The organism is Kitasatospora sp. NPDC051702 (assembly GCF_040681575.1).
Lineage (GTDB): Bacteria > Actinomycetota > Actinomycetes > Streptomycetales > Streptomycetaceae > Kitasatospora.
Genome location: NZ_JBFAZB010000008.1, coordinates 202,915 through 218,331 on the forward strand (window position 1 = coordinate 202,915; position 15,417 = coordinate 218,331).

At 75.0% G+C, this 15,417-nt stretch carries 7 protein-coding genes; 4 read left to right on the forward strand and 3 right to left on the reverse strand.

Annotation, left to right across the window (positions count from 1 at the left end):
- Nucleotides 1–210 precede the first annotated feature (210 nt).
- From AB0N04_RS10360 to AB0N04_RS10370, 3 genes are all read left to right on the forward strand, one after another.
- Complete coding sequence (locus tag AB0N04_RS10360; RefSeq protein WP_360222331.1) at nt 211–6,345, forward strand: DUF5979 domain-containing protein; 6,135 nt, start codon at nt 211–213, stop codon at nt 6,343–6,345.
- A gap of 288 nt (nt 6,346–6,633) precedes the next feature.
- Complete coding sequence (locus AB0N04_RS10365) at nt 6,634–7,728, forward strand: serine hydrolase domain-containing protein (RefSeq protein WP_360222328.1); 1,095 nt, start codon at nt 6,634–6,636, stop codon at nt 7,726–7,728.
- Nucleotides 7,729–7,910: 182 nt separating this feature from the next.
- The gene (locus AB0N04_RS10370) at nt 7,911–9,182 is read left to right on the forward strand and encodes a bifunctional GNAT family N-acetyltransferase/ATP-binding protein (RefSeq protein WP_360222325.1); all 1,272 of its coding nucleotides are present in this window, start codon (nt 7,911–7,913) and stop codon (nt 9,180–9,182) included.
- Between the two features lie 137 nt (nt 9,183–9,319).
- Here AB0N04_RS10370 and AB0N04_RS10375 read toward each other — a convergent pair whose 3' ends face one another.
- The 3 genes from AB0N04_RS10375 to AB0N04_RS10385 all read right to left on the reverse strand — a co-directional run bounded on the left by AB0N04_RS10375 (nt 9,320) and on the right by AB0N04_RS10385 (nt 12,469).
- On the reverse strand, nt 9,320–10,516 hold the full coding sequence (locus AB0N04_RS10375) for an enoyl-[acyl-carrier-protein] reductase FabV (RefSeq protein WP_360222343.1): 1,197 nt from the start codon (nt 10,514–10,516) through the stop codon (nt 9,320–9,322).
- A gap of 365 nt (nt 10,517–10,881) precedes the next feature.
- Nucleotides 10,882–12,273, reverse strand: a complete 1,392-nt coding sequence (locus AB0N04_RS10380; RefSeq protein ID WP_360222322.1) for an amidase — start codon at nt 12,271–12,273, stop codon at nt 10,882–10,884.
- The gene (locus tag AB0N04_RS10385) at nt 12,260–12,469 is read right to left on the reverse strand and encodes a hypothetical protein (RefSeq protein WP_360222319.1); all 210 of its coding nucleotides are present in this window, start codon (nt 12,467–12,469) and stop codon (nt 12,260–12,262) included. Before AB0N04_RS10385 ends, AB0N04_RS10380 begins: the two co-directional genes overlap by 14 nt.
- Before the next feature lie 275 nt (nt 12,470–12,744).
- On the opposite strand from AB0N04_RS10385, the gene AB0N04_RS10390 reads away from it, so the two are divergent.
- Nucleotides 12,745–14,799: a hypothetical protein gene (locus AB0N04_RS10390; RefSeq protein ID WP_363363947.1), complete on the forward strand. Its 2,055-nt coding sequence runs from the start codon at nt 12,745–12,747 to the stop codon at nt 14,797–14,799.
- Nucleotides 14,800–15,417 lie beyond the last annotated feature (618 nt).

The window sequence follows — 15,417 nt, forward strand, 5'->3', positions numbered from 1 at the left end:
GCCCCGTCCGTGTGAGTCGTGCCACCGCCGATGAGGGGTCCCATGTTCGTTCGACCGGCTTTCGCCAGGCTCTGGCCAGTGGTCGTTCCATCAGCGATCGGCGGGCTCCTCGCCGTCACCCTGGCGGGTGGGGCGTCCGCCGGGCCCCCGCCGAGCGGGCGGCCGTCGGGCGGGGAGAGGGCGGGCGCCGCGCGGGCCGCGGGTGACGCGGTGGTCGGGATCCAGAAGCGGGTGACGGGCGCGACGATGCCGGTGGAGGCCGGCGGGGTGTTCTCCTACGAGCTCACGGCGAGCTGCTCCTCGCTCACCACCTCCTGCGTCAACCCGGTGATCGAGGACGTCCTGCCGGCGGAGTTCGACATCACCTCGCTGCCGAGGACCACCGACACCCGCACGGTCGTCTACGACGCCTCGACGCGGAAGCTGACCATCACCTTCGCCGAACCGCTGCCGAGCCCGCCGGCGCCGGCCGGCAGCACCGGGCTGCCCGCCGGCGCCAGCCGCAACCTCCCGATCGGGATGCGGGTGCCGAAGGAGACCACCCTGCAGGACGGCGCGACCGTCCGGAACACGGCGACGATCAAGGCCGACAACGCCTCCCCGGCCGAGGACGGCGCCGACGTCACGGTGCGGATCCCGCGGGTCGTGCGGCCGGTCACGAGCAAGAAGTGGGCCGACGGGTCCGCCGTGGCGCAGTCGCGCGCCGACAGCACCGTCACGCTCGGGGTGCGCAACGGATCGTCCACCTCGGCGGCGGTGTCCCGGCTCACCGTCGAGGACGACACCCCGGCCACGTTCGACCACTTCGACCTCACCGGCGTCGGGCCGGTGACCCGGTTCCCGGCCGGTGCCGACCGGGTGCGGGTCCTGGTGTGCACCAAGCCCGTCGGCTCGCCGTGCGCGGCGGACGAGTACCTGGCCGGGCCGCCCACCGCGGGCCCCGACCTCCAGCTGCCGGGTCAGGCCCCGGCCGGCTCGGTGACCGGGGTGCGGCTGGAGTTCACCGGCTCCGGCGGCACACCGCTCCCGTACGACCGGGAGGGCGGGGAGGTGCCGCTGCACCTGAAGCTGCGGGACACCGTCCGCTCGACCGGTCAGCCGCTCGCGCCCACCACCCGCCAGAGCGTCCGCAACTGCGCCGCCACCACGGCCGAGGACCCGGTCGCCGGGAAGGTGACGGGTGAACAGGCCTGCGCCGACTACGACATCCTGCCCAACATCGCCACCGTCGAGGCGGGCAAGGAGTTCTTCTCCGACACCGACGGTGACTTCACCGCCGACGGCAGCGCCGTCCTGGGCACCCGGGCCCCCGTCACCGTGCTCGCCACCGGCCGCAACACCGCCTCCTTCCCGGTCGCCTCCATCACCGTCACCGAGCCCTCGACGCACACCCCGAGCGCGTTCGACAAGGTGGACGTCGGCAGGCTGCGGGTGACCTTCCCCGCCGGCGCGAGCGCCGCCACGGTGCGGGTGACCTGCCGGGACGGCAGCACGCCCGCCGCCGTCAGCCTCGCCCAGCCGCCGACCACCCAGGACCTCCCCGCCACCGGGTGCCCGCCCGGCAGCCCCCCGAGCCGGGTGTCGGCCACCTTCACCGGCACCGACGCCACCGGCCTGGGCACCATCGCGCCGAACGCGGCCGCCGGCCTGGCCCTGCACGGCACGCTGAACGACCGGGTCACCGCCGACGACACCAGGGACGGCGTGCGCAACTGCGTGGACGCCACCGCGGGCAACCCCGTGAACGGGGCCGGGGAAGGGACCTCCACCGCCTGCCGGTCCCTGCCGGTCGAGGACCCGAGGACGGACGTCCGCCAGTCCAAGACGGCCAGCCAGAACGACCTGCCGCCCGGCCAGCCGGTGACCTTCACCCTCGACCTGGCGAACGAGGGCAACGGCCCGATGGCCCGGCCGGCGATCACCGACCCGGCCGACCCCACCGCGAGCGGCACCGTCTTCGACGCCGCCGGGCTCACCGACCTGACCGTCTCCTACCGCTACCCCTACGGACTGCCCGTCCAGCTGGAGGTGTACGACCCCACCGCCCGCGGGTGGGTCCCGTACGACGCCGCCGACCGGGCCCTGCTGGACCGCGCCCGGGGCGTCCGCGCCCGTGTGGACGGTGACCTGGCCCCGCACGGCCGACTGATCGTCACCGTGACCGTCGTACGCCGCGACGGCGTGCCGGACGGCCGGAGCTTCCGCAACTGCATGCAGATCACCAGCGGCGGCAACCCGGTCGGCGGCCCCGCCTGCACCCACGAGGACACCACCACCGCCCCCGCCCGCACCGGCGGATCCGTCCAGAAGAGCCTCGCCCCCTCCACCGTCGCCCGCACCCTGCCCGGCGTCCCCCGGCCGGAGGTCGACCTCAGGATCCGCGCCGAGAACACCGGCAACACCAACCTCCGGCAGCTCGTCGTCACCGACACCGACGCGGACTTCTTCGACGCCGTCGACCTCCTGCGGATCGCCGGAGTGAGCTTCCCGCCCGGCGCGGACCGCGTCCGGGTGGACGCCTGCACCGCCGCCTGCGACACACCCGCCGCCGGCTGGACCACCGGCACCCCGACCGGCGACACCACACCCGCCCTGCCCGCCGGCGTCGACGCCGGCGACGTCAGGGGCCTGCGCTTCACCTTCACCGGATCCGGCGGCGGCCACGTGCTCACCCCCGGCGCCGGCTACCACCCCGACGGCCCCTGCCCGCAGGCCACCGTCTGCCTCAAGGTCGCCGCCCGCGCGACCCTGCGCTCCGACCCGGCCACCCAGGTGCCCGGGACCCTCCGGGACACGGCCCGCGCCGCCGGCGAGAGCAGCCTCCAGCAGCCCGGCACCCTCTTCCCCTTCGGCGACAGCACCGCCACCCTCACCCTCGAGGAGGGCACGGCCAGGATCGCCGTCACCAAGACCCCCGACAGCCGGATCGGCCCCGGCGAGAGCGCGCCCTTCACCATCACCGTCCGCAACACCGGCACCGGCCCGCTGCCCGACCCGGTCGTCGCCGACCCCGTCCCCGCGCTGCTGCGCTTCGACGAGACCTACGCCGGCGCCGGTGGACTGCCCTTCCGGATCACCGCGAGCGGACCGGGCACCAACCCGCCCCCCGCACCCGCCTACCAGCCGCAGCGCGACGCCACCGGCCGCATCACCAAGGCCGTCTGGGACTTCAGCGGATTCACGCTGCTCCCCGGCGCCGAGATCAGGATCACCTTCCAGGTTCGGCTCGCCCCCGGCGTCCCGGGCGACACCGTCGTCCAGAACACCGCCGGGGCCGGCTCCAGAGCCCGGCCCGACCTCGACTGCCGACACGACTCCGACCGCGACGGCAAGGCGGTCGACGACACCGCCGACTTCGGGCCGGGCACCTACTGCACGTCCCGCGCCGAGATCAGCACCCTGGCCGGCACCGCGTTCGAAGCCGCCAAGTGGGTCACCGGCGATCCCGGCCTCGGCTTCTACAACGCGGCCACCCGCAGCTACGCGGCCACCGACTCACCCGGCTGCCCCGTCCTCCGGCAGGGCGGTCGGACCTACACCCAGTACCCCTGCACCGCGCTCGTGCTGCCCGGCCAGAAGTACGAATACCTGATCCACGCGGTCAACACCGGGACCGAGCCGGCCGAACGGATCAGGCTGCTCGACGTCCTCCCGCACCAGGGCGACACCGGGGTCCTCCTCGGCGACCAGCAGCGCGGCACCGAGTGGCAGCCCCGCCCGGCCCTCGCCGGCGCCCCCGTCCTCACCGGCCCCGGCGCCCTCACCACCCGGTACTCCACCGTGACCAGCCCCTGCGGCGCCACCGTCCGGACGCCCGGCCGTGCGTGCGAGCCCGGCAACTGGCAGGACGCGTTCACCCCCGACGCCACCGGGATCGAGCTGGGCATCGGCTTCGACCCGCTGCTCAAGCCCGGCGCGGAGGTGTTCATCAGCCTGCCGATGTCCGCGCCGGTCGACCTCACCCAGCCGCACGACCCGTCGATCGCCTGGAACTCCTTCGCGCACTCCGAGACCGTCGTGCGCGACGGCGCCCCCGAGGACCTCCCCACCACGGAGCCGCCCAAGGTCGGCATCGGCATGCGCTTCGGCAACCTGCGCGTCGACAAGGCCGTCACCGGCCTGCCCGAGGGCCTGCCGCCCGGCCCCTACACCCTCGCCTACCGGTGCACCGTCACCCCCGAGGGCGGCCCGGCCCGGACCGTCCGCGAAGGCACCTGGGACATCACCCCGTACACGCCCATGGCGCTGGTCGGCGTGCCCGCCGGAGCGACCTGCCGGGTCTGGGAGACCGACCCCGCCGGAGCCACCAGCCCCAGCCTCGGCGAGGCCAACGCCCAGCAGGTGGTGATCACCCCGGCCACCCCCGACCAGGAGGGGCAGCACCTGGTCATCAGCAACGAGTACCGCACCGCGAGCCTGCGGATCCGCAAGGCCGTCACCGGTGCGGCCGCCAAGGACGTCGGCAAGGGCCCCTTCACCGTCCGGGTCGACTGCACCCTCGCCGGACAGCCCCTGACGGGCTTCCCCAAGGACCTGGTCTTCGCGGGCGAGGGCCTCCAGTCCCTCGACCACGTCCCCGGCGGAGCGCGCTGCACCGCCACCGAACCCGCCGCCGGCGGCGCCACCACCGTCACCGTCAGCGCCACCGACTCCGCGGGCGGCGGCACCGGCACCGCCGTCGTCGACTCCGTCCCCGGCAAGGCCGCCGGCCTCACCGTCACCAACGACTTCCCGACCGGATCCCTGCGCGTCACCAAGAAGCTGGACGGCCCCGGCACCCGGTACGCCGACCGCACGTTCCGCTTCCGCATCGCCTGCTCCTTCGACGGGAAGCCGGACGCGGTCGTCCGCGGCCTGGCCCTCAAGGCCCCCGGCCTCACCGGGACCGTCGACGACCTGCCCGCCGGCGCCGAGTGCACCGTCACCGAGACCGACACCGCGGGTGCCGACAGCACTCCGCCCCCGGTCGGCCCGGTGACCGTCCGGCCCGGCGGCGGCCCGGTCGACACCGTGGTCGTCGACGTCACCAACACCTTCTCGCTCGGCACCCTGACCGTCACCAAGGAGGTCACCGGCGCCCCTGCCGACGCCCCGTACGTGCGGGACGCCGTCTTCAGCCTCCGCGTCACCTGCGTCCGCGAGGCGGAGGGGACCGACGGCGCACCGGCCGTCGCCTTCGTCGTCCGCAAGCGCTACGACCTCAAGGCGGGCGGGAGCATCCGCATCCCGGACCTGCCCATCGGGGCGCGCTGTTGGGCGGAGGAGCCGGACAAGGCGGGTGCGACCGACGCCGCGGTCGACCACGGCGGCTTCGCCGACGCGGCGGTCGTCACCACCGCGAACCCCGACATCACCGTCACCGCGACCAACACCTTCACCACCGGCGGCCTCAAGCTGGTCAAGCAGGTCACCGGCGACGCGGCCGAGTTCGCCCGGGACCGCAGCTTCACCCTGCTCCTGACCTGCACCGTCGCCTCCGGGAACGGCTCCGTCCGCACCCTCGTGGACCGGCGCCCGTACACGCTCGACGGCGCGGGCGAGCGCGAGATCGACGACCTCGGGTACCCGTTGCCGGCCGGGGCCCGCTGCTGGGCCACCGAGAGCCGCACCGGCGGAGCCACGACGCACGCCGTCGACCACCACTCGCCGGACACGGCGGTCGTCATCGGCACCGGCCGGACCGTCGCCGTCACCGCCGTCAACACCTTCCGCCGGGCCCGGTTGACCGTCGACAAGAAGGTGAAGGGCACCGGCTCCGGCCCGTACGCCTTCGCGGTCACCTGCGTGCTCCTCGACGCCGACGGCCGGGAACTGCCCGTCACCCTGCCGCCGGAGGACGCCCGGTTCACCCTCGACGCGGACGGACACCGCACCATCGGGGTGCCCGCCGGGGCGCGGTGCACGGTGACCGAGGTCGACCCGCCGGCGAACGCCGTCGTCACCGTCGAGGACACCGACCCGGGGACACCCGCGGGAACGGTCCAGGTGGGTGACCAGGGGGCGGTGACCTTCACCAACGAGTTCCCCGTGAACCCGCCGTCGCCGAGCCCGTCGCCGTCGCCGAGCTCTTCGCCGTCGCCGACGCACTCACATTCGCCGAGCCCGTCGCCGACGCACTCGCACTCGCCGAGCCCCTCGCCGAGCCCGTCGCCCAGCCCCTCGCCCCACCCGACTCCGACGCACTCCCACTCCGGTTCACACCCGGCGCACCCCAGCACGTCCCCGCACCCGGGACCGCTGCCCGGGACGGGGACGACCACCGACGGCACCCGGCTGGCCGTCATCGCGCTGGTCACCGCGGCTCTCGGCCTCGGACTCGTGGTGTTCAGGAGGAGGTCGCGGTAGCGGCGGCACCGCGGCAACAGCCCTCCGGCTCCCGGCGCTCGCGCCGGGAGCCGGAGGGCTGTTCGGCCCCGGAGTGGGAGGGCCCGCTCCACGCAGAGCGTTCAGTCTTCATCCATTGCAATGAATCGCCAGCTGTCGTTGCGTTAGATTTAGAGCCTCTGCAACGATTTCACGGCCATGACCTGCGTGTATGTCAGTTTTGCGCAACGAGTGGGTTGTTGGCATCTGGAAAGCAACGTAGCTTTTCCGTTGTCAGAAACACGAAGCGCAAAGCACGGGAGAAGCATCATGCAGACGATCGACCCCCGCCCCGAACTGCAGCAGGCGATCCAGGAAGCGGTCGACGCCGGCTTCGCCGGGGTGCAGCTGAGGGTGCACGACGAGCGCGGCGAGTGGGTCGGCAGCGCCGGGGTGCGCGAGCTCGGCGAGAGTGCCGAACCGCCGACGGACGGCCGGTTCTGGACGGGCAGCGTCGTCAAGACCTTCACCGCGACCGCGGTGCTGCAGCTGGTGGCCGAGGGGAGGATCGGCCTGGACGACCCGGTGGCCGACCACCTGTCCGAGTTCGGGCTGGACGGGCGGATCACGGTCCGGATGCTGCTGCAGCACACCAGCGGGCTGTTCAACTACACCGGCGAGTACTACGAGGACGGCACGATCGTGCTGGGCGTCCCCGCCACCGGCAAGGAGTGGGTGGACACCCGGTTGCGCAGCTACCGGCCGCAGGAGCTGATAGCGCTCGCCCTCTCCAAGCCTGCGCGGTTCGAGCCGGGGGCGGGCTTCAGCTACTCCAACACCAACTACACGCTGGCCGCGCTGCTGATCGAGCGGCTCGCGGGCCGCCCCTACGGCGAGGAGATGCAGCGGCGGATCCTCGGGCCGCTCGGACTGCGGGACACCGTGCTGTCGGGCGACGTCACGGACCTCCCGGAGCCGCACGCCCACGGCTACTACCGTTACCAGGACGGCGAGGAGTGGAAGGTCGCCGACGTCTCCCGCCAGAACCTCTCCCTCCTGTTCGGCGCCGGCGGCATGTACTCGACCACCCGGGACCTCCAGACCTTCATCTCCGCGCTGAACGGCGGCACGCTGCTGCCGGCGCCGCTGCTGGCCGAGATGCGCACGCCGCACGGGCCGCTCGGCTACGGCCTCGGGCTGTTCGTCCAGGACCTGGGCCCGGACACCGGCGGCACCGTCTACCACCACAACGGCGGCGCCCCGGGCGGGTACGGCGCGCTGATGTACAGCAACCCCGACGGCAGCAGGACGCTGACCGCCGGGGTGACGACCGGGGACGCCGAGCTGAACCCGGCGGAGGTGTTCCCGAAGGTGATGGACAAGCTCGTCAAGGCGGTGTTCCAGGACGGGCCGAAGGCGAGCTGACGGGAGCGTCGCCCGCAGTCCGCCCGGGTGCGGCGAACGGGGTCCACCGCACCCGAACGCAAGACGCCTCCCCGTACGGTTCGTCCACACCGTGTTGTCCCGGGCGGCGCACGACGGGCCCGCCCGGGCCCGCCTACCTTCGCCGCAACCCGCACCACCGGACGCCGCAGGGAGCGCCGCACGTGAACTGGCTGATCCACGACTACCGCGAGGACGACCTGGCCGCCGTCGTCCACCTGATCGACAGCACCGCCGCCCTCGGGCAGGAATCCGTCTTCTCGCTCGCCGAGTGCATCACCGCGCTCACCGCGCGCCAGCCCGCCGTCGTCGCCGTCCACGACGGCACGCCGATCGGGGCCGCCCTCGCCCAGCTGGCCGGGACGGGCGAGCGGGCCTGGGTGATGCGCGTGGCGATCGCCCCGCCCTGGCGCGGCCGGGGCCTGGCCAGCGCACTCCTGCGCGAACTGGAGCGACGGCTGGTCGAGGCCCGCGTCCGGCGCATCGCCTACGTGCTGCCCGAGGACGAACTGCTCGGCGAAGGACTGCACAACGCCGGCTACCAACGACGGCCCGCCGCCGCCTACTTCGAGAAGACCGAACCCGCCGCCGGCCCCGCGGCCGGCACCCTCGACGAACTCGGCGGTCGGCTCCTGGGCGGAGACCTGTGGGAGCGCGTCGCCGGGATGACCGCCGAGAAGGAGCTCATCGAACGCCGGATCGTGCTCCCCCTCGCCGAACCCGAGCGCGCGGCCCGCCACGGCGTCCGGCCCCCGCGCGCGATCACCCTCTTCGGCCCGCCCGGCACCGGCAAGACCACCTTCGCCCGGGCCATCGCCTCCCGCCTGGGCTGGCCGTTCGTCGAACTGCTGCCCTCCCGCCTCGCCGACGAGGGCAACCTCGCCGCCGCCCTGCGCAGCGCGTTCGCGTGCATCGGCGAGCTGGAACGGGTACTGGTCTTCATCGACGAGGTCGAGGAGATCGCCCCCGTCCGCGGCGAGGCCGGGCAGGCCGGCGCGATGCACGGGGTGACCAACGAACTGCTCAAGCTCATCCCGGGCTTCCGCGAACGCGACGGCCGCCTGCTGGTCTGCGCCACCAACTCCGTACGCTCGCTCGACCCGGCCTTCCTGCGCACCGGCCGCTTCGACTACGTCATCCCGATCGGCCCGCCCGACCCGGACGCCCGCGCCGCCATCTGGTCGCGCTACGCGCTCGACACCGACCGCGCCGACGTGGACGTCCCCGCGCTCGTCGCCGCGAGCGACCGCTTCTCACCCGCCGACATCGAGCACGCCGCGCGCATGGCGGCACAGACCGCCTTCGAACGGGACGACGCCGTCCCGGGGGCGACCACCGCCGACCACCTCGCCGCCATCGGCGCCAGCCGCCCGACGGTCACCGCCGCGATGGTCGAGGCCTTCCGCGCCGACATCGGCGCCCACGCGAGGCTGTGACCCGGGGCCGCGAGGCTGTGACCCGGGGCTCGTCCGGCCGCGGCGGGCCTGGGCGGGCCTGGGCGGGCTCGGGTGGGCCTGGGCGGGTGTGGGTGGGCCTGGGCGGGTGCTGATGTCGGCCCACCCCGGCCGAGGTCCTAACGCCGCCGGGCGGGCCAGGGGACGACCGCCTCCGCCTCGACGGAGTAGTCGACGCCGGGCACGTCCCAGCCGTACAGCTGCCGGAACTGGTTGTAGAACCAGGCCGGGGCGTCCGGATCGGCGGCCAGCGCCGCCGCGGGGTCGGCCCACAGCTTCCGCACCCCGTCCTGCACGTCGGCGTCGAGCTCCCAGCCGTCCAGCCGGATCCGGCCCCGCTCGTCCAGCACCGGCGCCTTCGCCCCGCTCAGCTGCTCCCACAGGTCCACGGCCTGGTCGGCGGTCGTCCGCCAGCCGTCCGCACCGAGCACGCTGCGCAGCAGGGAGGTGTAGAGGGCGATGGACGGGATGGCGGTGGACGCCTGGGTGACGGCCGCCCCGGCGACGACGGTGAACGCCCGGCCCCGGTCGCCCAGCACCTCGCGCTGCAGCCGCCCGGCGGTGTCCTCCAGGTGCTCCTTGGCGGCGCCGATGGTGCCCTGCCGGTACACCGGCGCGGTGATCTCCGAGCCGACGTAGGACAGCGCGGCGGTGGTGAAGCCCTCGGCCAGGAGGTCCGCGTCGGCGAGGGCCTGCACCCAGAGCCGCCAGTCCTCACCTCCCATCACCTTCACCGTCGCGGCGCGCTCCGCCTCGTCGGCCGGGGCGAGGTCGACCGCTCCGACCTCGGGGAGGCCGTCCGGGAAGAGCAGCGAGGGGGAGGTGTAGGCCGCGCCGACGGGCTTGATCACCGAGTGGTGGACCTCACCGGTCGCCGGGTCCGTGCGCCGCGGCGAGGCGAGCGAGTAGACGAGGTAGTCGACCGGGCCGTAGTGCTCGGCCAGCACCCCGAGCACCTCCGCCCGGGTGGCGTCCGCGTAGGCGTCGGCGTTGACGAAGGTGAAGTCGCCGCCGGCCTGCTCGACCAGCCCGGCGGTCGCGGCGGTGCGGTACCAGCCGGCGGTCGCGGTGCGCCGCTCGTTGGCGGCCGCCTCGAAGCCGACACCGACACCGCGGACGCCGAGACGCCGCAGCCCCGCCACCAGGATGGCCAGCCCGTACCCGGCGCTCGAACCGAGCACCAGGACGACCGGTGCCCGCCCGGCGGGAGCGGCCGGGGCGATGGACCCCCAGAGCTCCTCGACACCGGCCGCGCTGCCGGTGGGGTGGGAGTTGACGATCAGGTAGCCCCGCTGCTTCGGGGTGATCTGCTGCATGCTCACGCGGTGGTGCCCTCTCCAGTGGGGTGCGGCCGTGCCGATCGAACAGGCCCGCCGGGCCGCCGGCGGGGCGCCGGTGGCCGACCTGCTCGCCCGGGACGGGCGACGTCCGGGCGCATGACGGGGCGCCGTGGGCCGCACGCGGGGCGCGGCCGGCGACCCCGTGACCGTGCCCGGGGTGTGCGTCGTCGGTGATCGTATTTCGCCCCGCCGACCGCCGCCCGTGCCAGAGCACGACGGAGGATCCCCGCCGCGGTTGTAGGGTCCGCCCTTGCCACCGGAGTCCTTCGTGGGCTATCCGGCTCCCACCGGAAGCCGCCCCGCGGCCGGTCGGCGCCGGAGCGGCCGACGCCGCCGCGCGTTCAGGCCGCCGGTGTCGGGGCGGGGGTGGGGCGGGTGCGCTCGAAGGCGTGGCCGACGCGCAGGAGGGTGTGCTCCCCGAGGGGGCGGCCGAGGAGTTGCAGGCCGATCGGCAGGTCCGCCGCGTCCTGGCCGGCCGGGACGGTCAGGGCCGGTACCCCGGTGATGTTGGCGGGTGCCGAGAGGCGCACCAGGGCGTCGGAGACGCCTTCGGTGGTGCCGTCCGGCCAGGTGACCGTCTCCTCACCCGCCCGCACCGCGGTCAGCGGGACGGCCGGGGCGGCGATCACGTCCACCGTCTCCCACAGGCGGGCCCACTCCTGCCGCATCAGGGTCCGGGAGCGCTGGGCCCGCAGGTAGTCCCCGGCGGTCAGCAGCTCGCCGGCCTCCAGGAGGACGCGGACGTCGGCCTGGTAGAGCTCGGGCACCGTGCGCAGGGTGCGTTCGTGGTAGGCGGTGGCCTCGGGCACCATCAGGCCCCACTGGGTCGCCTGGAGGTAGCGGGTCATCGGGACGTCGACCTCGACCAGCCGCGCGCCGAGGGCCTCCAGGTGCCCGACGGCGTGCCGGACGGCGCTCTCCACCTCCGGGTCGACGTGGTCGAAGTAGTGGGTCCGGGGCAGGCCGATGCGCAGGCCCGTCAGGTCCGGGTCGTCCGCCGGCCGGTAGTCCGCGGCGGGCACGTCCAGCGAGGCCGGGTCGCGCGGGTCGTGCCCGGCGAGGGCGGTCAGGACGGTGGCGGCGTCCTCGACGGTGCGGGTGATCGGGCCGACGTGGTCCAACGACCAGGACAGCGACGTGACGCCGTGTCGGGGCACCAGCCCGTAGGTCGGCTTGAGGCCGACGACCCCGTTGAGCGCGGCGGGCACCCGGATCGACCCGCCGGTGTCGGTGCCCAGGGCGAAGGTCGCGGTTCCCGAGGCGACGGCCACCGCGGACCCGCCGCTCGAACCGCCGGCGATCCGGTCGTGGGCCCGGGCGTTGCGGGTCTGCGGGGTGGTGAGGCCGTACGCGAACTCGTGGGTGTGCGTCTTGCCGACCAGGACCGCGCCGGCGTCCGCCAGCCGGGCGGCGACCGTGCTGTCGGCCCGGGCACGGTGGCCGGCACGGACCCGGGAGCTGGCGGTGGTGGGCGTTCCCGCGATGTCGATCAGGTCCTTGAGCCCCATCGGGACGCCGTGCAGCGGCCCCCGGTACCGGCCGTGCGCCACCTCGTGCTCGGCCGCGCGGGCGGCCCGGCGCGCCCGGTCCGCGGTGACGGCGACGTAGGCGCCGAGCTGCGGCTCGACCTGGTCGACGCGGGCGAGGACCGATTCCACCAGCTCGACGGGGGACAGCCGCCGGGAGCGGATCGCGTCCGAGGCGGCGGTGAGGGAGAGCTCATACGGCTGCACGGCGGCCTCCTCCTTCCGCGCGGTAGGCGGCGGCGGGCGGGGTGTCCTCGAAGTCCAGCTCGCGCAGGACGGCGACGACGGACCGGATGTGGTTCGCGGTGGTCGCGACGGCGGTGTGCCGGTCGGCGGCGAGCGGGAGACCGGCGAGGGCGGCCCAGCGGGCCGCCTCCGGCGGTGTGAGTCCGGCGGTGGACATGGCGGGTCGTTCCTTTCGGTCGAGGCGGGAGCAGCGGAGCCCTCTCGCCACAAAAGCGAAATGTTTGCGTTAGTGGACTGTAGGGTCCGCTGGGCTCTTAAAGCAAATCTTTTGCTTTTACCTCCCTCGGGCGGCCCGGGTGCGGCCGGGTGCGGCCAGGGCGCGGCCCGGGGCCGGGCCGTAGGGTGCGGGGCATGACCGATGACTTTCCGGGGGACGGCGCGGGCCGTGAAGGCGGGGCTACGGGTGGGCGGTTGGCCGATCCGGGGTGGTTGGTGAACGGCGATCCGGAGCAGGTGGTGGCGGCGCTGGACGGGGCCGTCGGGCCGGAGGAGCTGGCGGCCGCCGCCGTGTACCGGGCGTCTGGGCACGTGCACCGGGAGTCCGGGGCGCGGGTGCGGCGGCAGCTGCTGGCGCTGGACGCCGCCCGGTACGGACGACGGGAGTTGGCGAGGAGCCTGGCCGCGGTGACGGCCGGCGGGGAGCCCGGCGGGCCCGGCGAGGCCTGGGGCGTGCGGTGGGCGACCGGTACCGATCTGGACTCCCGGTTGCGGTACGCGGTGCCCGCGCCGGCCGGGGTGGTCGCGGTGGCGGGCGTGGTCGCGGCGGATCGAGCCCTCGCCGTCGTCGGCTGCGAGGACGGCACGCTGGCCTGGTGGGACGTGGTGACCGGCGGGAAGGCCGGGGCGGTCACGACCGGCTCCATGGGCGCGGTCCGCGCGCTGGCCACGGCGGTGGTGGACGGCCGCCCCGTGGCGGTCACCGGCCACTCCCGGGGGACGGTCCTGGTCTGGGACCTCGCCGGGGGCGAACTGGTCGCCACCCACCGGGGCGCGGACGACTCGTGGGTGAACGCGCTCGCCACCGGACTGGTCGACGGCCGGCCGGTCGTGGTGAGCGGCGGCACCGACCGAATGCTGCGGGTGTGGGACCTGGCCGACCGCACCGGCGGCGGTGCGCTCCTGACCGTGCGGACCGGAAGCGTGCACGCGCTGGCCCTGGCGGTGCTGGAGGGCCGCCCCGTCGCCGTCACCGGTCACGACGAGGGGGTCGTCCGGCGGTGGGACCTGCTGTCCGGGCGGGAGTTGAGCGCCGGCGGCGACCACGTCGAGGCGCCCGAGGGTGACCGGGAGGACCACGCGGACGACGAGGACGACGAGGGCGACGGCGGGGGGTACCGCCGCTGCGTCACCATGGAGCTCAACGCCAGGACGCACCTGCTGGCGACGGACCCTGAGGCCGCCGTCCCGCTGGCCGTCAGCGCCACCACCTTCGACTCCGCCGTCCGGGACCTGGCCACGGGCGAGCCGGTGGGCGAGCCCGGCCCGGCGTACGTGGCGGCGGCGGCCGTGACGACGCTCGGGAGCCGCCCCGCCGCCGTGGTGGCCTTCGAGGGCAGGGGGCCGGTCCAGGTCTGGGACCTGTCTGCCCGCACGCACCTGCGCCTGCCGCTGATCGGCCACCAGGGCGCGGTGCGGGGAGTGGCGACGGCGGTGGCGAAGGGGCGCCACCTCGCCCTGACCGGCGGTGAGGACCGATCGGTCCGGGTCTGGGACCTCGACGGCGACCAGCGGGCGGGTGCCTGGTCGACCGGTCACGCGGGCCCCGTGCACGCGGTCACCACGGCCGTCGTGGACGGCCGCCCCGTCGTCCTCAGCGGCGGTGCGGACGCCCGGGTGCGGTGCTGGGACCTGGACGGCGGGGAGCCGGGGGAGCCGCTCGCCGCCGGGGACACCGCGGTGGGGCTGCTGGCGGTGGGCGCGGTGGACGGGCGGCCCGCCCTCCTGGCCCGCGATTCCGTGGAGACGGTGCGGATCTGGGACCTCGCCACCCGGGAACCGCTGCACGGGCGGTCGACGAGCGAGTACACCAGCCCGTCCATCACCTTCTTCGCCGTGGTGGAGGGGCGCTTCGTCGGCGTCACCTGGGAAGGGCGGGTGTGGGACCTGGTGGAGAGCCGGTGGGTCGGGGAGCGGCCGAAGCAGTCCGGGGCCATGGCCCTGGAGTCGCTCGGGGGCCGCTCCGTCCTGCTGACCGGGCGCAGGACGGAGGCGGTCCGGCTGTGGGACGTGGCCACGGGCGAGCCGGCGGGCCCGTCCTTCGCGGTGCCCGGCGGTGACGTGCGGGCGGGGGCGGTGGGCCTGCTGGACGGCCGCCCCGTCGTCGCGGCGGGAGGGGACGACGGGACCGTGCGGGTGTGGGACGCCGGCACGGGCCGGCAGATCGGCGGGTACGCCTTCCCCGCCGGGATCCGCGGGCTGGCCGTCGCCCCGGACGGGCGGCTCGCCGTCGGCTTCGGCGCGGACCTCGCCGTCCTGGCCCACCACTGACCGCCGGCGTTCGCCGACGGCCCGCCCCCGGAAGGGCTTTACCTCGACGGGAGGAAGGGTCGTGGGCCCGGTGCCGCCGCCGGGCCCACCTGCCGCGGTGGGGCGTCGACCGTTCGTGGCCGGAGCGCGTGGCCGCGGCACCGGGTTCGCGCCGAGTCCGCCCGGGCTGCCCGGAGTCGGCGCCGGGGCCCGCCGGTCGCGGCCGCGCGCGGCGGTGTGTGGGGGCGTTGTGCGGGCGCTAGAGGGCCGCTGGAGAGCGGGTGGAACACGGTGGTTCGTGGCGGGTCGGCTGTGTTCTGGTGGGTGGCGGAGGGGCGGTGGCCTCGGACTTCGGGGCTGCGGAAGGGACGTAGACGCTCGCGCATGGACGTGAGTGCGGGGGCTATGGCTCGCCGGCCCGCGGTGGAATTGACTGGTGGACACGAGGACGGACGCACGGGACGCACGGACGGGCCCGGGTCCGCAGGTTGATTCGACGTCTCCGAGGGGAGTGGTCACCGTGGTTGCCAAGGATGTTGTGGACCTTCCGGTCGATGCCGGTGTGGTGCTGGTGGTGGGTGGTACGGGTAAGACGGGTCGGCGGGTGGCGGAGCGGTTGTCGGCGCTGGGGTACGGGGT

Coding starts and splice junctions, on each gene's coding strand:
- AB0N04_RS10365 (WP_360222328.1), top strand. CDS start 6,634: ATGCAGACGATCGACCCCCGCCCCGAACTGCAGCAGGCGATCCAGGAA.
- AB0N04_RS10375 (WP_360222343.1), bottom strand. CDS start 10,516: ATGCAGCAGATCACCCCGAAGCAGCGGGGCTACCTGATCGTCAACTCC.
- AB0N04_RS10385 (WP_360222319.1), bottom strand. CDS start 12,469: ATGTCCACCGCCGGACTCACACCGCCGGAGGCGGCCCGCTGGGCCGCC.